General features: G+C 70.0%; 15 protein-coding genes and 1 tRNA gene. 7 read left to right on the top strand and 9 right to left on the bottom strand.

Annotated features, from left to right (window positions below):
- Positions 1-29: 29 nt before the first annotated feature.
- From iolG to iolB, 4 genes are all read right to left on the bottom strand, one after another.
- Positions 30-1,046, bottom strand: coding sequence for an inositol 2-dehydrogenase (gene iolG / locus IT184_13115; protein ID MCC7009742.1), 1,017 nt, complete (start codon positions 1,044-1,046; stop codon positions 30-32).
- 108 nt (positions 1,047-1,154) lie between these two features.
- A complete protein-coding gene (locus tag IT184_13110; GenBank protein MCC7009741.1) occupies positions 1,155-2,093 on the bottom strand; it encodes a TIM barrel protein in 939 nt (312 codons plus the stop codon).
- Positions 2,090-3,973, bottom strand: a complete 1,884-nt coding sequence (gene iolD / locus IT184_13105) for a 3D-(3,5/4)-trihydroxycyclohexane-1,2-dione acylhydrolase (decyclizing) (GenBank protein MCC7009740.1) — start codon at positions 3,971-3,973, stop codon at positions 2,090-2,092. Before iolD ends, IT184_13110 begins: the two co-directional genes overlap by 4 nt.
- A gap of 29 nt (positions 3,974-4,002) precedes the next feature.
- The gene (gene iolB / locus IT184_13100; GenBank protein ID MCC7009739.1) at positions 4,003-4,905 is read right to left on the bottom strand and encodes a 5-deoxy-glucuronate isomerase; all 903 of its coding nucleotides are present in this window, start codon (positions 4,903-4,905) and stop codon (positions 4,003-4,005) included.
- A gap of 108 nt (positions 4,906-5,013) precedes the next feature.
- On the opposite strand from iolB, the gene IT184_13095 reads away from it, so the two are divergent.
- Entirely contained in the window at positions 5,014-5,943 is a 930-nt protein-coding gene (locus IT184_13095; GenBank protein ID MCC7009738.1) for a hypothetical protein, read from the top strand.
- Positions 5,944-5,980: 37 nt separating this feature from the next.
- Here IT184_13095 and IT184_13090 read toward each other — a convergent pair whose 3' ends face one another.
- Positions 5,981-7,231, bottom strand: a complete 1,251-nt coding sequence (locus IT184_13090) for an FAD-binding oxidoreductase (GenBank protein ID MCC7009737.1) — start codon at positions 7,229-7,231, stop codon at positions 5,981-5,983.
- 79 nt (positions 7,232-7,310) lie between these two features.
- Entirely contained in the window at positions 7,311-8,096 is a 786-nt protein-coding gene (locus tag IT184_13085) for a ThuA domain-containing protein (protein MCC7009736.1), read from the bottom strand.
- 79 nt (positions 8,097-8,175) lie between these two features.
- Between IT184_13085 and IT184_13080 the strand changes: the two genes are divergently transcribed.
- From IT184_13080 to IT184_13070, 3 genes are all read left to right on the top strand, one after another.
- On the top strand, positions 8,176-10,329 hold the full coding sequence (locus IT184_13080) for a beta-galactosidase trimerization domain-containing protein (GenBank protein MCC7009735.1): 2,154 nt from the start codon (positions 8,176-8,178) through the stop codon (positions 10,327-10,329).
- A gap of 117 nt (positions 10,330-10,446) precedes the next feature.
- Positions 10,447-12,045, top strand: a complete 1,599-nt coding sequence (locus tag IT184_13075; protein ID MCC7009734.1) for a PQQ-binding-like beta-propeller repeat protein — start codon at positions 10,447-10,449, stop codon at positions 12,043-12,045.
- Between the two features lie 75 nt (positions 12,046-12,120).
- A complete protein-coding gene (locus tag IT184_13070) occupies positions 12,121-13,830 on the top strand; it encodes a PQQ-binding-like beta-propeller repeat protein (protein MCC7009733.1) in 1,710 nt (569 codons plus the stop codon).
- Between the two features lie 3 nt (positions 13,831-13,833).
- Here IT184_13070 and IT184_13065 read toward each other — a convergent pair whose 3' ends face one another.
- Positions 13,834-14,349, bottom strand: coding sequence for a helix-hairpin-helix domain-containing protein (locus tag IT184_13065; GenBank protein ID MCC7009732.1), 516 nt, complete (start codon positions 14,347-14,349; stop codon positions 13,834-13,836).
- A 135-nt stretch (positions 14,350-14,484) separates the two neighbouring features.
- Between IT184_13065 and IT184_13060 the strand changes: the two genes are divergently transcribed.
- The 3 genes from IT184_13060 (at position 14,485) to IT184_13050 (ending at position 15,811) form a co-directional block, all read left to right on the top strand.
- A complete protein-coding gene (locus tag IT184_13060; GenBank protein ID MCC7009731.1) occupies positions 14,485-15,150 on the top strand; it encodes a DUF1211 domain-containing protein in 666 nt (221 codons plus the stop codon).
- A gap of 113 nt (positions 15,151-15,263) precedes the next feature.
- Positions 15,264-15,635: a VOC family protein gene (locus tag IT184_13055; protein ID MCC7009730.1), complete on the top strand. Its 372-nt coding sequence runs from the start codon at positions 15,264-15,266 to the stop codon at positions 15,633-15,635.
- Positions 15,636-15,724: 89 nt separating this feature from the next.
- Positions 15,725-15,811 (top strand) — tRNA-Leu (locus IT184_13050).
- A gap of 253 nt (positions 15,812-16,064) precedes the next feature.
- Here IT184_13050 and IT184_13045 read toward each other — a convergent pair.
- A complete protein-coding gene (locus IT184_13045) occupies positions 16,065-17,255 on the bottom strand; it encodes an esterase (GenBank protein ID MCC7009729.1) in 1,191 nt (396 codons plus the stop codon).
- 35 nt (positions 17,256-17,290) lie between these two features.
- Positions 17,291-19,375, bottom strand: a complete 2,085-nt coding sequence (locus tag IT184_13040) for a VCBS repeat-containing protein (GenBank protein ID MCC7009728.1) — start codon at positions 19,373-19,375, stop codon at positions 17,291-17,293.
- Between the last annotated feature and the right edge of the window lie 123 nt (positions 19,376-19,498).

Genomic DNA, 19,498 nt, shown 5'->3' with positions numbered 1-19,498 from the left:
GCCAGACGCCATGCCGAAGGGCTCGGCCGTCAGCCGACCTCGCTCACCTTCACTGGCCGGCCGTCGCGGAGCGAACGCATCGCGGCGAGGGCGATGGCGACGGGTTTCCGCCCGTCGAGGCCGGTGACCGGTACCGGCGCGTCGCGCTGGATGGCGTCGACGAACGCGGCGATCTCGGCCGCGAAGCTCTCCGTGTACCGATCCATGAAGAAGTTCAGCGGCAGGTCCGTGCGCACGCTCGCGGCGTCGCTGATCGTCGCGGCGTTCGGGTAGTTGTTCGCCGTGCTGATCGCGCCTTTGCTGCCGAGCACCTCGACGCGCTGGTCGTAGCCGTAGCTCGCGCGGCGGCAGTTGTCGATGGTGCCGATCACGCCGTTCGAGAACGTCAGCGCGATCACCGCCGTGTCGACGTCGCCGGCCTCACCGATCGCCGGATCCACGGTGACGGCGGCCTTCGTGTAGACCTCCTCCACGTCGGCGCCGATGAGGAATCGCGCCATGTCGAAGTCGTGAATCGTCATGTCGAGGAACATGCCGCCCGACGTCCTGACGTACGACACCGGCGGCGGCGCCGGGTCGCGGCTGACGATGTGGAGGATTGCGGGCGTGCCGATCTCGCCGGTCTCGATCGCCTGCCGGACCCGCCGGTAGTTCGCGTCGAACCGCCGGTTGAACCCGACCTGGAGCTTCACCCCGGCCGAGGCGACGGCGGCGAGCACGCGATCGATCGCCGCGAGGTCCTGCGCAATCGGCTTCTCGCAGAAGACGTGCTTGCCGGCCTGCGCCGCGGCGATGCAGAGCGGCGCATGCGTGCTGGTCGACGAGCACACGAAGACCGCGTCGATGTCGCGATCGCCGAGCACGTCCTCGGCGCGGTCGGTCGCACGGGGAATCTGCAGCCGGCTGGCGAGCGCCTGAGCCGAGGCGAGATCGACGTCTGCGACCGCCGCGATGCGCGCGCCTGGCACGCGATACGCCACCGTCGAGGCGTGCACCTTGCCGATCCGCCCCGCCCCGATGACCCCGATCTTCACTGCCGTCGTCATGCGTCCTCACCTCCACACGATCGGATCGCGACCTGTCACGTCGTTGCTCACCGCTCAACCTGAGAGCGCTGGAATCCTCGTGCGTTGCGGTCCAGCTCGCGCCGAACGTCAGAGGCCAATCGTCCTCAGATACTGGCGATTGCGGCGCGCGCTCTCGGCCGGCGCGCCCATGCCGGGCAGCACGTCCTGTTCGACGACGATCCAGCCGCTGAAGGCGCGCCGACCCAGCCAGGCCTTCACTGCTGGGAAGTCGACGTTGCCCCGGCCGAGCTCGCAGAAGAGGCCGCGGCGCACGGCGGCGAAGTAGTCCCAGCCATCGCGCCGCGCCTGCCGGGCGATTTCCGGATCGCAGTCCTTGAAGTGCACGTGCCAGATTCGATCGCCGAGCCGATCGAGCCCGGCGTCCACCACGCCGGGATCGGTCCCGCCGCTGCCGTACAGGTAGTGGCCGGTGTCGAACACCAGCCCGAGGAGCGACGGATCGGTGCGCGCCATCAGCCGATCGACCTCGGCCGGCGTTTCCACGTAGCCGGCACAGTGGTGATGAAAGACGGTCCGCAGACCGGTCTCCGCCCTGACCGTGCGGGCGACGCGCTCGGCGCCGTCGGCGAAGACGGTCCACTCGGCGTCGCTCAGGCCCATGGCCTCGGTGACGCGGCCTGCGTTCGCCGTGCGGACCGGATCGCCGCCATTGTTGTCCGCAAGGACGACGACGGGCGACCACGCGCCCGGCCCGGTCTCCGCGACGCTCGCGAGCAGCATCGCATAGCGAAGCGCGTCGGCCACGCCCGCTTCGTGCTGCTCGCGGTGCTTCAGCGCGACCGGCACGAACGCCCCGACCATCGCGAGCCGCCGTTTCTCGAGCGCGTACCGGAGGGCGGAGGGCTCGGTGGGCATGAACCCCCAGTCGCCCAGCTCGGTGCCGACGTAGCCGGTGTCGGCCAGCTCGTCGAGCATCTGTTCGTATCCGTAGCGCTCGCCCTCGAGCCCCTCGAACTCGAGCGTGCCCCACGAACAGGGGGCGTTCGCGATCCGTGGCCGTGTCATAGGAAGTGCCGTTCCTTGCTGCGCATCGCCTCGTACGTCCGCCGCGCCTGCTGCACGGCGGCAATGCCGCTCACTTCGGCGACCGGCACGTCCCACCAGCTCTCGTAGTCGGGCACGCCCACCAGCCGATCGTTCTCGATCGTGATCACGGTCGTGCGGTCCGCGTCTCTGGCCGCCGCGAGCGCCGCGACGTACTCGTCGTACGTCCGGCATTCGATCACGTGGCAGCCGAGGCTCCGCGCGTTCATGGCGAAATCGATGGGGAGCGGCGCGACGTCAGCCGCGCCGTCGCCTGGCAGAACGCCGTCCTGCCTGCGCAGGAACCGCGTGCCGAACCCGCCCATGCCGAGCGATCGGCTCAGGCCGCCGATGCTCTTGAACCCGTGGTTGTCCCAGAGCACGACGATGAGCTTGATGCCTTCCTGGACGGCGGTCACCAGCTCCGACGAGAGCATCAGGTAGCTGCCGTCGCCCACGATCACGTACACGTCGCGTTCGGGCGCGGCCATCCTGGCGCCCAGGCCGCCGGCGATCTCGTAGCCCATGCAACTGTTGCCGTACTCGAGATGGAACTGCTTCGGGTGCGCGGCGCGCCAGAGCTTGTGCAGGTCCCCGGGCATGCTGCCGGCCGCGTTGAGCATGATCGCGTGCTCGCCCGCCGCGTCGTTCAAGGCACCGATGAGCTCGCCCTGGCTGGGCAGCGGCGCGTGGCGCACGTCGTAGAGGCGCTGCACTTCGCGATCCCACTCCTCGTGCAGGCGTTCGCAGGCGTCGCGATAGCTCCCGTCCACCGTGTAGCCGGCGAGCAGCGCCGCCAGCTCTTCGAGCGCGGCGCGCGCGTCGCCGACGAGCGCCACACCGTGGTGCTTGCCGGCGTCGAACTCGGTGACGTTGATGTTGATGAACCGGACGTCGGGGTGCTGCCAGATCGTCTTCGAACCGGTCGTGAAGTCGCTGTAGCGGGTGCCGATCCCGATCACCAGATCCGCCTCGCGGGCCACGCGGTTGGCCGCGAAGGTACCGGTGACGCCGATGGCGCCAAGGTTCAGCGGATGATCCCATCGCAGGCTCCCCTTGCCCGCCATCGTCTCGCCGACCGGGATGCCCGTGTCGCCGACGATGCGCGCGAGGAGGCCGGTCGCGTCCGAGTAGATCACCCCGCCGCCGGCGACGATCATCGGTCGCGCGCTCTGCCGGATCATGTCGGCCGCGCGCGCGATCAGATCGCGATCGGGCCGTGGCCGCCCCACGCGCCACACCCGCTTGCGGAAGAAGGCAGCCGGATAGTCGTACGCGTCCGTCTGCACGTCCTGCGGGAGCGCCAGCGTGACGGCGCCCGTTTCGGCCGGGCTCGTGAGCACGCGCAGCGCCTGAGGCAGCGCCGTGACCAACTGGTCGGGCCGGTTGATCCGATCCCAGTAACGGCTCACCGGCTTGAAGCAGTCGTTCGCCGATCCGTCCTGGCTGTGGGGCGACTCGATCTGCTGGAGCACGGGCGCGACGTTGCGGCGCGCGAAGATGTCGCCGGGCAGCAGCAGCACGGGCAGGCGGTTCACCGTCGCCGTCGCGGCGCCCGTGATCATGTTCGTCGCCCCTGGTCCGATCGACGAGAGGCACGCGAACGCCTGGAGGCGGTTCCGTACCTTCGCGAATGCCGTCGCGGCGTGCACCGCGCCTTGCTCGTTGCGCACCGGGTAGTAGGGGAACTCGGGATGTTCCAGGAGCGCCTGGCCGACGCCCGCCACGCAGCCATGGCCGAAGATGCCGAAGCATCCGGCGAAGAACGGCGCCTCGACGCCGTCGCGCTCGACGTGCTGCTGCGTCAGGAACCGCACGAGCGCCTGCGCCATCGTGAGTCGGATCGTCGTGCCGTCAGCCATGCCCTGCTCGCTTTCCATGAAATCGCGGCTCAGCGCCGGCCGACATCGTAGACCGGGACGCGCGGGTCGGCGGCGCGATACGTCGCCGTGACCCAGGCGTAATCGGGATCGTCGACGTTCGCGAGGCTCTGCGCCGAGCCGGCCAGCACGTTCAGGTAATACGCGGTGTAGCCCACGGGACAGGCCACCGGGTGGTACCCTTCCGGCACGATCACCACGTCGTCGCTTCTCACCGTCATCGTCGCGTCGATCGGCAGGCCGGCCTGCTGCAGCGGCGACGTCGCGTCCGTGTAGACGCGCTGGATGGCGAACCCCTCCGGGCGATCGATCTTGTAGTAGTAGATCTCGTCGAGATCCGCTTCGAGCAGCGTGCCGTCCGCCGCCGCGCGGTGCACGTCGTGCTTGTGTGGCGGGTAACTGGACCAGTTGCCGCCCGGCGTGTACACCTCGACCAGCACCAGCCGATCGCAGGGGAAGCCGGGCCAGATCAGCCGGTTGATGTGGCGCGTGGCCTGATCGCCGCCGCGGATCTCGACCACGACGTCGGCCGGCGTGACGAGCCGCGGGCCGTAGCGTTCTTCAGCCGGCACCCAGGCCACCGCGAACTCGCACGGGCTCGTCGCCGTCGCCGTGAAGGCGGTGCGGGGAGGCAAGTACAGCGCGTGCGGCAGCCCGGCGAACACGTGGGCCCGACCGCCGACGCCGGCCCACGCGCCTCGGTTGGACGCGATGTCGAGCATGCCGCCGAGCACGACGAGCACGAGCTCGTGCGGCCCGGTGTCGAACGTCCACCGCTCTCCGCTCGACAACCGCCGCGCCTGGAACGAGAACGTGTCCCAGCCGGCCACGGCCGGCGTCACCTCGACGATGATGTTCGGATCGCTCGCGCCGCCTGGCCGAACGACGAGATTCTCAGCCGTGTATTGCCGCAACGACGTAGTCCACGCGTCGCAGAAGATTGCGTGAAAGCGCGCTGGATGTAAAGCCCCTCGACGCCGATTCGAGCTATGCTCGGGCCCTCCCCTCTCGAGGAGACGACCATGCGCCCGCCTCTCTCGTTTCGACGGCTCGTGCGCAGGCTCCTGCGTGGAACGCTCGCCGCCGCGGCCATCGCGTCGCTGTCCGGTTGCGGGGACGGCAACTCGCCGACCTCACCCGGCGGTGGCAGCGCGACCATCACGGCCATCGTCGACGGCCAGGCGTGGGCGAGCGCGGCCGCCGCCCGCGCCGAAACGGACCAGGCCGGACGGCTCACGATCGTCGGCAGCCGGACGGCGGGCCTCGCCGGCGACACGCTCACGATCGTCGTCGGATACGTGACCGGGCCCGGCACGTACCCGCTCGGCGTGAATCACATCTCGACGTCCGGCGGTATCGCGACGTTCTCGCAGGGCACGACGTCCTGGAACACGCCGCTGAGCGGGGCGAGCGGCTCGATCACGATCTCGAGCCTCACGGCGGCGCGCGTCGCCGGAACGTTCCAGTTCACCGCGACGGCGACGGCACCGGCGACCGGCACGAAGACGATCAGCAGCGGGACGTTCGACGTGCCGTTCACGACCCCATTCACGGTGAGCCAGGAGCGCGGCGGCGCGGTCAGCGCGATGATCAACGGCTCCATCTGGAACGCCGCCACCGCCGCCGCGCTCGGCTCCGGTGGCACGTTCGGGTTCGCCGGGAGCAACCTGACCTACGACCTCACGCTCGGCGCGCAGGCGTTTCAGGCTGGCGTCACCTACGCGCTCGGCAACGGCACGGGCAAGGCGATGCTGACCGTGACGCTGCAGGCGCCGGGCGTCACCGGCGTGTGGGGCGGACACGCCACCGACGTCGGAACGGTCACGTTCACGAGCATCGACGGACGCCGGGCGACGGGCACGTTCGCCGGCGTGCTCTCGCCCCAAGGGCTGACGGGCGGCAGCACCATGTCGATCGCGAACGGCGTCTTCGACGTCCGAATCGTGCCGTAGCGCGGTCTCTCGCCCGGCCGCGCGGCCGCGCCGGCGCCTACGACCGCGGCGCCGCCTGACGGGCCGTGCCGGCTTCGGCGATCCGGCTCGCCAGGTCGCGCGCCAGGTACGGTGCGACCGAGTACTTGCCCGTGTCGACCGACGCGTACGTGCCGAACCACTTGATGCCCAGGTGATCGCGGCGGTGGAGCGTCGAACGCGGGTCGTCCAGCGTGCCGTGGCCCTGGGCGTACACCCAGCCCCCTTCGACCGCCAGCGACGTGGCCCGTTCGCGAATCTCACGCACGCCGGGCAGGATCCGGCCGAGCCCGTCGAAGACGTCCGACACGATCGCGCGCTGGCGATCGGCATCGATCTGCGGCGTGGGCGGAGGCACGATCCCGTCGCCGCTCGCGAGCAGGCCGGCCGGATACCACGACACGTAGAAGTCCCGGCCGGTGTAGTTCTTCACGTCGCCGTAGGGGCCGACGCAGACGATCGCGCTCGGCACGGTCACCGGGACGGCGGTACGAACGAACAGCGCGACCCGGTACCGGTGATGAACCGCGCGATCGACGCAGTCTCCGACGCGCCGATCGATCGCCGGACGTCCGTGCCAGAGCGCGTTGACGACGTGGCGGAACGGACCGAAGGCGACGCCGTTCGCGTGCACCCGCCATGGACCTTCGCGGTCACCCGTGACCGAGACGACGTCGGTGACTCGATGCTCCAGCGCCAGCGAGACGAGAGGGTCGGCGCCAAGCGCCGCCGCGAGCCGATCCGCCACCCATGCGGTGAATACCGATCGTTCGAGCACGCGGAATCCCGCCTCGACGATCGCGCCCTCCGCCAGCCGATCCAACTCACGCCCCGACAGGCGGACGACGCGCGAAGCGCGCGCGTCCGCAAGGTAAGCGGACGCGCCGGCGTGCGCTCGCACGATCGCCGCGGTGGACTCGTAGTGGCGTTCGGCGGCGTCGGCCCCGATCACGCTCTCGCGATGCACGAGGTAGAGGTCGTCCTCGCCCGTGGTCGCCGGCTCGAGATCGGCGCCGATGAGCTCCTGGACGAGCGGCTTGAACGCGAGGCCGCCTGGAATCAGCACGCGCGCGGTGTCGAGCGACGGCGCGGCGGCGTAGAGATATCCCAGATGGATCTTGCCTTCGTTCCAGCGGCTGGCACCCGAGAGCGGCGCGGCCGCTTCGTCGAACACCACCGCGGGCACGCCGCGGCGCGCCAGCCAAAGCGCCGTACAGGTGCCCATGATCCCGGCGCCCAGCACCGCCACCGGATCGTGCTGCGCCTTCACCGCGCCTCACGCCCGGTCATCTTCCGCTCGACATCGGTGAAGACGCATCGCCCAGACTGTCGGCGACCGCGGGACCGACTCAGTTTCCCGAGGCGGCCCCAGCGCCGGCCCAAGCGATTGCCCCGCTGATCTGGCGCTGGAACCGCGGGTCGCTCCACGTCGCGGCGAAGTGCCCGAGCGCGTTGTAGTACACGCGGCCTCTGCCGTACTCGCGCACCCAGGCGAGCGGATAGTCGCCGGTGGCGCCAACCGAGGCGGCGTCCAGGCTCAGCAGCGTCTGCACTCGCGGGCGTGGGTTCTCGCGGAACGTGTAGAACTCGTCGGTGATCGCGAACGACGCGCCCAGCCCGGCCGTCGCCGGATGCGTCGTGTTCTCGACGATGACGGTCGCCTGGCGGGTCCAGGGATGCTCCTTGAAGTACGCCCCGAGCATGTCGCCGTACTCGGGCCAGCCGTAAAGCGTATCGGTGGCGCTGTGCACGCCGATGAAGCCGCCGCCGCCGCGCACGAAGTCGAGCAGGGCCTGCTTCTGATCCGGCCGCAGCGCCAGATCGCCGCTCGTCAGCGCGAACATCAGCACGTCGTAGGTCGACAGCGTCGCCGCCTGCAGCACTTCCAGGTCCTCGGTCATCGTCACCGTGAACGCGCCCGTGGAGGCGACGAGGCCGGGCATCACGAGCCGCGCGGTGTCGATCGCCTCGTGCCGAAAGCCCGCGGTGGCGGTGAGCATCAGCACGCGCGGACGCCGCACGTCCTGCGCCGGCGTGGTCGGCGTCGTCGTCGAGGTCGAGCCGCAGGCGGCCGCGGCAGCGATGAGAAAGAGGGCGCGGACGACCCGTCGACGTCGTGCGTGGCAGCATCGCATGGGGAATTATCCCCCGCCGGACCCGCTGTCATCGGCGCGACCTGCCGTATGATGGGCGCTCCCCACACGCGGAGGGCGCATGGATCTCAGTCGACGGGAGCTGCTCATCCTGCCAGCCGCCGCGGCATTGTCGAGCGCGGCGCCGGCTGCGGTGCGCGCGCAGACCATCGCCACGGGCGCCGTGACGCCGTGGGCCCGAACGATCCGCCGGCTCGGCCAGCTCAACATGACCGAGCACGATCCGCTCGTGCTCGACGTCGAGGCGTGGGCCGACTACTGGGCGAGCCTGAAGGTGGACGCCGTGCTCGTCTCGGTCACGGGCATTCTCGCGTTCTACCAGACGAACGTCCCGTTCCATCGGAAGGGCAAGTACCTCGGCACGCGCGACTTCTTCGGCGACTGCTGCGCGGCGGCGAAGAAGCGCGGCATCCACGTGATCGCGCGCATGAGCCCGGACCTCAACTGGGAAGACGCGGTCGCGGCGCATCCCGAGTGGTTCCAGCGCAACGCCCAAGGCGCGGTCGTTCGCCACACGGAGGATCCCCGCCTCTTCCGCACGTGCATGTTCTCCACGTACATGACCGACTACATGGTCGCGATCATGAAGGAGATCAACGCGCGCTACGACGTCGACGGTCTCTTCACGAACGCCTGGCCGCCGCTCGGATCGCTCCCCACCTGCCGGTGCGACGTCTGCCGGACGCTGCCGCCGCCGGGCTCGCTCGCTTACTGGGAGGCGTTCAACGAGCGGACCGTCATGCTGTGGAAGCTGTACGACGGCATCGCGAAGGAGAAGCACCCGTCGAACTTCTACTTCGCGAACCTGGGCGGCGGCATCCGCTCCTCGGCCAACCTCGTCGAGCTCGGCAAGCTGTGCGAGTGGTTCCAATGCGACAACCAGGGACGGGGCGGCGACGATGCGCCGATTTGGGGCTGCGCGATGCAGGGGCGCGTCTGTCAGGCCGTGCAGTCCGGGAAGATGGCGACCAACGTGACGGGCGCCTGGTCCACCGGCAGCCCGCGCTGGCGCAACGTCCACAAGTCGCTTCCCGAAGCGCAGATGTGGATGAACGAGACGCTCGCGTCCGGGATGGTGCCGTATCACCACATCATCGGCGGCGAGACCGGCCTTGGCGAGGATCGCCGCGCGCTCGATCCGGCACGGCAGTACTTCAACTGGATGGCCCGGCACGACGAGCACTTCGTCAACACCCGCTCGGTCGCGTCAATCGGCGTCGTCATGGGGCAGCGCACGCACCTGTTCCATCAGCCGCCGCCCGGATCGACGATGGCGCAGCACATGAGCGGCCTCTACTACGCGCTGCTCGAGGGCCGCTTCCTCTTCGACTTCGTCCACGAGGACAAGCTGTCGGCGCCGGAGCTGGCGAAGTACTCGACGCTGATCCTGCCGAACGTCGCGGTGATCAGCGACGAGCAGTGCCGGCAGATCCGCGCGTTCGTCGATCGCGGCGGCTCGCTCCTCGCGACGTTCCAAACGAGCCTCTTCACCGAGCGGAACGAACGTCGAGCCGATTTCGGCCTCGCCGACGTCCTCGGCATTCGCAGAGCGGGCGACCTCGTCGGCACGACGGGCAACGCGTACATGGGCCGGATCGAGCGGCCGCACGCGCTCGTCGCGGGGTTCACCGGCACGTCGCTCGTGCCCGGCGCCGAGTACCGCATCCCGGTCGCCGTGACCGGATCGGCCGATCCACCGGTCCTCACCGTCGTGCCCGGCTACGTCGCGTATCCGCCCGAGCTGTCGTACCCGGATCCGGCGCGCACGACCGAGCCGGCCGTCGTGCTCCGCGAGAACGGACGCAGCCGCGCCGCCTACTTCCCGGGCGACGTGGAGCGGACGCTCTGGCGCACCGGCCACACGGACCTCACGCGGCTCGTGCAGAACGCCGTCCGATGGGTGTCGCACGATGACGCGCCCGCGACGATCGCGGGGCCGGGCGTGATCGAGACGTTCGTCTGGGAGACGCGGCCCGGTTTCAGCGTTCACGTGCTCAACTACACGAACCCGGCGATGCACAAAGGGACGATCCGCGAGTTCTTCCCCATCGGCGCGCAGGAAGTGCGCCTGCGGCTCTCGGCGGGCCGGCGCGTGACGCGCGTCGAGCTGCTCAAGGCCGAGATGGCCGTGCCGTTCCGGGCCGACGAGGCCTCGGTCACGTTCACGATCCCGCGGGTGGTGGATTACGAAGTCGCCGCCGTGCACGTGTCATGACGTCGCGTGCGGATCGGGACGCCGCGTGAGTACCGTGGCACGGATGTGTTCGGACAGGCCAGGGCGCGCGCGCACGTTGGGTCGTCGGATGCGTCGCGTGCCTGAAGGAGTCGAGAGATGAGACGTATCGCCATCGCCGTGGCCGCTGCGATCGCCGCGGCCGCGTCCCTGCGGGCCGGGTCGGCCCCTGACGGCCGCCAGTCGGCCGCGCCGGCGGTGAAGGCCAGTTGGCTCATGGACGGCGGCGATCCGCAGCGCACGTCATGGCAGCGGCACGAGACGATCATCAGCCCGGCCACCGTCCGCGACATGACGCTGCTCTGGACGCTGCAGACCGACAACGAGCCGCGGCAGATGCACAATCTCTTTCCGCCGCTGCTCGTGCCGGACGTGGCGACCGCCGGCGGGCCGCGAGACATCGGCGTGCTCGCCGGCGTCTCGGACAACATCTACGGCGTCGACCTCGCGACCGGCCGGCAGCTCTGGAAGCGCCGGTTCGACAGCACCTTCACGCCGCCGGCCAACGGCCAGGGCTACGGGCCGCTCTGCCCCGGCGGCCTGACCGCCACGCCGCTCGTCGTGCCGGCCGGACAGCCGGGCAAGTACCGGATCTACGCCATCTCCTGGGATGGCCGGCTCAGGCAGCTCGACGTCGCGACCGGCGAAGACCTCGCGCCCGCCGAACCCTTCCTGCCGCCGAACGGCAAGCCCTACGCGCTCAACATCCACGAGAACGTGCTCTACACGACGACGGCGCAGGGCTGCGGCGGCAACCCGAACCAGTTCTACTCGTACGACCTCGAGACGAAGAAGGTCGGCAGCTTCAATCCCGGCAGCGGCGGACTGTGGCCGAGGCTCGGTCCGTCGATCGGCAAGGACGGCCGCGTGTACGCGGGCAGCGGCGACGGCGACTACTACCCGGCCCAGCAGGTGTACGGCCAGGCGATCGTCGCGGCGAAACAGAATCCGCTGACGAAAGCCATGGAGCTCGCCGACTGGTACGCGCCATCGAACGCCTACTGGCTCCGCAAGCGCGATCTCGACATGAACGTCACCGGCCCGGTGTTCGACTACAAGGGCCGGGAGTACACGGTCCAGTCGAGCAAGGAGTGCCGTCTCTGGCTGCTCGACACGTCGGCGCTCGGCGGCGAAGACCATCGCACGCCGGTATATCGGACGCCCCTCGTCTGCAACGAGGAAGTGCAGTTCGCCTCGGCGGGCGTGTGGGGCGCGCTCGCCACGTGGGAGGAGCCGAACGGCACGCGCTGGATCCTGATGCCCTTCTGGGGACCGAAGCACTCGAAGTTCAGCGCGCCGATCGAGCATGGCGAGGTGGTGCACGGTGCGATCGCCGCGTTCCGGATGGAGACGGCCGGCACAGAGGTGCGGCTGGCGCCGGCCTGGCTGTCGCGCGACATGAACATGGCTGACCCCGCGCTCGTCGCCAACGGCGTCGTCTTCGGCTACGGCAGCGGCGAGGACGGCACGCAGGCGACCGCCGACATCGGGCTGGCCTACAACACGGCCGCCAATCGCATCGCCCGCTCGACGCACGCCGTCCTCTACGCGCTCGACGCGAAGACGGGCGAGACGCTGTGGTCGAGCGGCGACACGATCACGTCGTTCAACCACTTCACGAGCCTGTCGATGGCGAACGGCCGCGTGTACATCGGGACCTACGACGGGAAGTTGTACTGCTTCGGGATCAGGCCGTAACCGGCGCGCGCGGGTCGTCGCCGGCGCCATTGCCCGAGGCGCCGGCCGGCCCGACGTGCATGGGAGAACCGTTCGATGACGCGAATGCCGCTGACGCTGCCGTTGACCGCCGTCCTCACGCTCGCCTCCGCCATGGCCGTGCGCGGCCAGGGCGGCGAGTGGACGACGAGCCGGTTCGACGCGCAGCAGACCGCGTGGGTCCGGGCCGATGAGCGCCTCACGAAGGACGCCGTCACGAGCGGCAACTTCAAGTTCCTGTGGCGCGCCGAGCTCGACAACGAGACGCGCCAGCTCAACGCGCTCACGCCGCCGGTGATCCTCGACCGGCTGATCGGCTATCGCGGCTTCAAGGCGCTCGCGTTCGTCGGCGGCAGCGCCGACCGCGTGTTCGCGATCGACACCGACCTGAACCGGCCCTACTGGACGGCGCACCTCACCTACTCGGCCGCGACCGGCGGCCAGCCGCCGAGCACGTGGCTCTGCCCTGGCGGCCTGACGGCGACGCCGACGCGCCGCACGAACCTGGCGCCCTCGGCCTTCGGCCGGGGCGGGGGCGGCGGGCGCGGCGCGCGGAGCGGCAGCGCCGTCGGCGAGCCCGGACAGGGCGCGGCCGTGCTGGCGCAGCAGCGCGGGCGCGGCCCGGCCCCCGCCGCGCCGCCGCCGGCCGGGCCGGCGCGCGGCGCCCGCGCCGCCGTCCCGCCGGTGCCGTTCGGCGGCGTGGACCCCATCTACGCCGTCGGCAGCGACGGCCTGCTGCGCACGCTGCGCGCGAGCAACGGCAGCGAAGCCGCCGCGCCGATCCCGTTCCTGCCGCCGGACGTCCGTGCCTCCGCGCTGATCTGGATTGACGGCGTCGTCTACACGACGACCTCGCACGACTGCGGCGCCGTGCCGAACGCGATCTGGGCCCTCGACACGACGACGCCGGAACACAAGGTGACGAAGTGGGAGACGGGCGGCGCCGACTTCGTCGGCGGCGGCACGCCGGCGTTCGCCGCCGACGGCACGCTGTTCGTCACGCTCGGCGCCGAACCGGTGCGGCGCGCCACCGTGCTCTCCGCGTCCGCCGCGCCGGTCGCGCGCCATGCCCATGCCGTCGTCGCGCTCGACCGCGAGACGCTCACGGTGAAGAACTGGTTCTCGGTGCCGGGCCTCGAGCTCACGTCGCCGCCGATCGTTGTACGCCGCGGCAACCGCGACCTCGTCGCCGTCACGGCGAGCGACGGCAAGCTGTACCTGCTCGATGCCGCGGCGCTCGGCGGCGCCGACCATCGCACCGCCGTGGCCGTGAGCGACGCGTTCACCGCGCCCGGCGCCATGCCGGGACTGGCGACGTGGCAGGACGCCAGCACGCAGTGGATTCTCGCGACGTCGGGCGCGGCGCCTGCTGGCGGCGCCGCGTTCGCCGGCAACGGCGTCGCCGCGGCCGGCAGCGTCGTCGCCTTCAGGCTCGTCGAGAAGGGAGGCACGCTCGCCGTCGAACCGGCGTGGCGCTCGCGCAACGTCCCGGCGCCAACGCCGCCGACCGTCGTCAATGGCCTGGTGTTCGTGGCCGCGAGCGGCGAGCACCGGCCGGCTGGCGAGATGAGCGCGGCCGCGCGCGCGTCACGCTCGACGAACGGTGTGCTCTACGCGCTCGACGGTGCCAGCGGCAAGGAGCTCTGGAACAGCGGGCTCACGATCCGCTCGTTCGTGCGCGGCGGCATCGTCGCGGCCGCCGGCCAGGTGTACCTGGTGACGTACGACAACCGTCTCTACGCGTTCGGCGTGCCGATGGAGCACTGACGGCTACGGCGAGGACGGCGGGTTCGGCGGCAAGATGACGAAGACCAGCCGATCTTTCTTCGCCTCGATCTTCTTGAACGGCACGCCGGGGATGTTCTTGAGGTCGTCGATCGAGGTGAATCCCTTGCGCTTTTCGCGCTCGGCGATGAGCGCCGCCGCTTCCTTCCGCAGCAGCTCGAGCACGCTCTCGAGCTCGACGGCCGTGGCCAGGTTCATGTTCAGCGGCTTGTCGGCCTCGCCGAGGAAGTGGCGGCTGAGGTAATCGAGGATCGCGTTCAGATCCTCGTCGCTGGCCTTCGCCCCGCGCGAGACCATGTCGCCGATCGTCGTCTGCCAGCCGTCGCGCGTGAGCTTGATGGACGCCGCGATCGCCGGGTCGTGGCACACGCCGCACACCTTGACGACGGTCTCCTTGCCCGGCCCGTCCGGAAGCTGCGCGAGCACGGGCCGCGGGCCAACCAGCAGGAACGCCGCCACCAGCAAGCTCGATCCAGCCACCCGAACCCGGCGCTCACGCATTGGAGTCGATCCCATCGGCCACCGCACCGATCATGAACACCGCGGCGCGCCTGCGTCAAATGCCATCGTGCGAGGCGGCGGCCGATGTCGCGCGGCGAGTGCACGCCGGCTTCATCCCGCGTAGAATGCGCGGCCATGCCGTCATCACCGCACGCCAGTGGTCCGTCCCCGCCTGCCGTCCCGGAGAAGGAAACCGGCCGCATCGAGGCGTTCAGCGACGGCGTCTTCGCCATCGCGATCACGCTGCTCATCCTCGACATCCGGGTGCCACGGCCGCCGGCCGACGAGGCCGCCGCCTTCGATCTCGGCGGCGCGTTGCTCCACCTCTGGCCGTCGCTGCTCGCGTTCGTGATGAGCTTCGCGATCGTCCTCGTGATGTGGGTCAACCATCACCGCATCTTCACGGTCGTCCGGCGATCCGACGATGCGTTCCTGTTCTGGAACGGGCTCCTGCTGATGGCGGTCACGTTCGTGCCGTTCCCGACCGCGCTCCTCGCCGAGTACATGGGCGAGGGCACGCACGAGCAACTGCGGCTCGCCGCCATCGTCTACTCGGGGCACGGTCTGCTCAGCGCGCTGGCGTTCACCGGCGTGTGGCGCCACGCGATCCGGCGAGGCCGCCTGCTCACGCCCGGCCACATGGAGGCGGAGGTGCAGGCGATGTCGGCGCAGTACCGGTGGGGGCCGCTCGCCTATGCCACCGCGTTCGTCGTCTCGGTCGTCGCGCCGTGGGTCGGGATTCTGATCTGCTTCGGGATGGCCGCGGCCTTCTCCATCCGCGGGTTCATGTCGCGGCGTTGAGCGTCACGAGCGTCCGCCCGGACCGGCGCCGAGTGGCGCCCGTCGGTTTGCGGCTGCCGCCGCGCACGCCATGCTGCGGCCGCCGGTAGCGTCGCGGTTTGCAGGAGCACGGGATGAATCAGACGAAGTTCGAGCATGCGAGCCCGATTCTGCGCGTCGATGACATGGCGCGGAGCATCCGCTACTACGAGGAAGCTCTGGGCTTCACGAACGAGGAATGGAGCGGCGACGAGTTCGCCTGTGTGACACGCGACGGTGCGTCGATTTATCTGGCCCTCGGCGATCAAGGCCATCCGGGGACGTGGGTCTGGCTCGGAGTCGGGAACGTAGAGGCACTTCACCGTGAGTATCAGGCTCGCGGCGCGTTCATCGTCCAACCGCCTGAGCACTTCCCGTGGGCAGTCGAGATGCGAGTCACCGATCCTGATGGCCACGTGCTGCGATTTGGGTCAGACCCCAGCGACGGGACGGCAGACTCGAACTGAGGCGCCACGCGGCCGCTCGCGACCGTCTGGCGCCGAGGTATACTGATGTGCTCGCGCCCGCCGGTGCGCGACGAACGTCCAACCTCCCTGCGGAAGTGGCGGAACTGGCAGACGCACCAGCTTGAGGGGCTGGCGGTCGCAAGACCGTGAGAGTTCGAATCTCTCCTTCCGCACCAACCAAGACAAGAGCCAGGACACCCGAGCGATTTCGCGTTGTGGACGCGAAATTGCCGGCCGTCTGCCGACCAACGGGCTGACACGCCGACCGACGGGACGGCACCATTTCGGACGGATGATGACCTTCCCGAGTGGACTCCGCTCGGAGCGTCACCGTGGGACACGCGAGTCTGACGAACCGCGGCCCCTATCGATGTAGCAGCGTGGACGAGTCGGCTGCGCGCGGTGGACCAGAGTTCGCGCGCCGCGCGATCAGCGGAACAGCCGTGGGGCGAAGTCGGCGAGATACTGGCGCCAGACGAACCACGTGTGAGCGCCAGGCGTCTCGCGGTACATGGGCGTGAGCCCCACGCCTTTCATCCGCTGCAGCAACGCGCGCGAGTTCTCGAGCAGGAAGTCGTCCACGCCGACCGCCATGTAGACGAGACCAGGCGCTGCGGCACGGAGCGCTTCGAGCCGTGGGATGACGGCGTCATCGATGCGAGATGCGTGGCTGAAGATACCGATGTAGCGGAACGCGCCCGGATTGGCCGTCGAGATCGCCAACGTGTGCATGCCGCCCATCGAGAGGCCGGCGACCGCGCGATTGCCAGGCCCAGGCGCGACGCGGTAGCTGCGCTCCACGAACGGCACCACGTCCGTCATGAAGCTGTCCGGATACGTCCCGCCGAGCACCATGCCGCGCGTCGCGGCCGTCGCCGGCGCCGCGGCAGCAGGCGGAGCGGCGGCGGGCGGGCCGACCGCCGGCTGCGGACGAGGCGTCTGCCCTTCGACCGGGCCGGTCCCTGGAGCCATCCGCTCGGCGGCGTGGCCATTCGGCATCACGACGATCATCGGCAGCGCGCGACCGGCGGCGATCAGGTTGTCCATGATCTGCGCCGTCCGGCCGAGGCCGGTCCACTCGTTCTCGTCACCGCCGTAGCCGTGGAGCAGGTAGAGCACCGGGTACTGCGTCTGCGACGTCTCGTAGCCGGGCGGCGTGTACACCTGCATCCGCCGCCGGATCTTCAGCGTCGGCGACTCGTACCACACGCCCGCGAGGGTCCCATGGGGCACGTCGCGGTTCTGGTAGAGCGCGGATTCCGCACCCGGCACGAGGAGGATGTTCTCGACGCGAATGCCGTCGCGTGTGACGTTGCCGTTCTGCGGGTCGACGGCCGGCACGCCGTTCACCACGAAGCGATAGGACCAGAGCTCTGGCGTCAGCGGCCCGACGGTGACCGACCAGACGCCCTGCGCATCCTTGGTCATCGCCACGTTCGTGCCGCCAGGCCAGTTGCCCGCGAGGCGGACGTCCCCCGCGTCGGGAGCGTACAGGCGGAACGTGACGTGGTTGTCCGCCGAAACCTCGGCGGACGGCGCCGTGGTCTGGGCCAACGCCAGGCCCGCCGACAACAACGCGACGAGCGCGGCCGCTCGCCACTTGGACGACGTCATGATCATGCGGAGGCTCCTCATCGGTCGGTGGTCCGGGCGGATCATCGGCCGGCGGCCGCCCCACGTCCGCGCGCGCCGCTCCTCGGCGTGCCGAAGAAGACGAACGTGCCGCGATTCGTCGAGGTCAGCACGTCGACCGCGCCGTCCTTGTTGACATCGACCGCGCTGAGCGCCGAGCCGACGCCCGATCGGTTGTGAATCAGGTGCGGCACGAACTCCGCGCCGCCGGGGGCCTTCGGATTCCGCACGGTCTGGTACCAATAGAGCACTCCGGGCCCGTACGGATCGGGATCGTTGTAGCTCTCGTTGTGCGCGAACACGCGCTTGCCGACGATGAAATCGGGGATCCCGTCGCCGTTCATGTCGGCCGACGTCGACGCGTGGAGCTCGGAGAACGTGACGTTGCCCGCGTTCTTCGCCGAATAGTCGTCCATGATCATGTGCTGGACGAACGCGATCGCACCGGAAGCGTCCCGCTTCTGCTCGAACCACGCGAGGCCCCAGCCGTGCGCCTCGAGCGCGGCGACGACGTCCGTGAGACCGTCGCCGTTGACGTCGTAGACGCCCATTTCGCCGCCGCCCGGGCTGCCGCCGGCCCGCGGCCACCGGCCGAACGCGACCGGATGGTACGGCCACGGTCCCGTATCGCGTTGCGCCGGCTGCTCCCACCAGCCGTACGGCGAGACGATGTCGGCGCGCTTGTCGCCGTTGATGTCGCCGACACCGACCCCATGCTGCGCGACCACGGTGAAGCCGCCGCCCGAGACGGGATGGACGATCCAGGGCTTGGTCGCGTCGCTCGGATCGGGCGTCGCGTAGTTCACCATCCCGCCGCCGATGTAGACCGGATCCGGCCGGCCGTCGGCATCCACGTCCTTGAACACGACGGTCTCCGATGAGACCGACACGGCAGGAAACCGATCCCAGCGGCGGGGCTCGCCGCGCGGGTTCACGTACAGCACGAGCGGGCGGCTCTCGGTGACGAGCACGTCCGGCCAACCGTCGCCCGTGTAGTCGTACACGAAGTTGATCATCGCCGGCGTGTACTGATTGGACACGTTCGACGTCTGGCTCACGTAGATCTCGCGCGCCTGCTCGAAGCTCGGCCCGAGCCAGAAGAACGGCCCCGCGACGATGTCCATGACGCCGTCGTGGTTGACGTCGCCCGCCGACGCCGACCAGGCGTAGTACCAGTCGTTCAGCCGCTGCATGCGGAATCCAGCGCCGACCGCTTCCTTCGGCTCGGCGCGATTGCCGAGATCCTTCAGCTCGACGTCCTTGAACCGCACTTCGCCGCTGCCGCCGACGTAGAGCGCCACCGCCCCGTACCGCGCCGTCTCGTCGTCCACCCGGCCCGTGGTCACGCCGCCTTCGGGACCGTCGTTGAACCACACGCGCATGTTGTTCGCGTCGAGCAGGATCTCGAGGGGATTCCATTCGCCCGGCTTGTAGGTGTACGTCGGCCGCGTGTATGGGGCGTTCTCGGGAAGGCCGCCTCCGCCGACACCGCGTCCTCCGCCGGCGCGTCCGGCACCGCCCGGCGCGGCGCCCGCGCGGCCTGCAGTGGCCGGTCCTCCCGCATCCCCTCCGCCTCGAGCGCCAGCCGGCGGAGCCACGCCGCCTGGACCGCCGGCGCCACCGGCCCCGCCGAATCCGCCCGGACCGCCGGCACGGCCACCCGCGGCCGGAGCGGCGACGACGCGAACCATGCCGCCGGCTCTGCCGAGCGCTTCGCGCGTCAGCTCACGGCCGTCAGGGTCGACCGTGATCGCGAACGCGGCCGTTTCGGTCTTGCCGAAGGGCACGAACACGCCGCTCATCCCGCTCGCCGTCTGCTCGGCGCGGAGCATGACGCCGGCCGCGCAGTCCGTTGTGCAGCGTACGTTGGCGGCGAACTGAACGTCCTGCAGCTTCTTGTCGAGAACGAGCCACCCGCCCTCCGGCGAGGTCGGCGTGCCGACGATCTCGCCGTTGGCCGCTTTCCATGTCGCGTGCCCCACGGTGCGGAACGCCGTGAGGTTCGCCCCCGTGAACGTCCAGTCGGGAGCGAAGTTGCGATTGGCGATCACGAGCGAGGACGCGGCGCTCACGGTGATGGCGGCGATGAGTCCGACACGGAAATTCATGGGTACCTCAATGACGACGTCGCAGCGGCAGATCGAGATGCGCTGTCAGGCATTCATTGGGGAAAGAATCGTTGAAAACCGCACGCGACACAATGAACGCATTTCTATGCAGCGGCGGTGCAT

Source organism: Acidobacteriota bacterium, from assembly GCA_020853395.1.
GTDB lineage: Bacteria > Acidobacteriota > Vicinamibacteria > Vicinamibacterales > SCN-69-37 > JADYYY01.
Note: the sequence above shows the minus strand (reverse complement) of the source record. Positions and strands in the feature narration are given on the sequence as shown.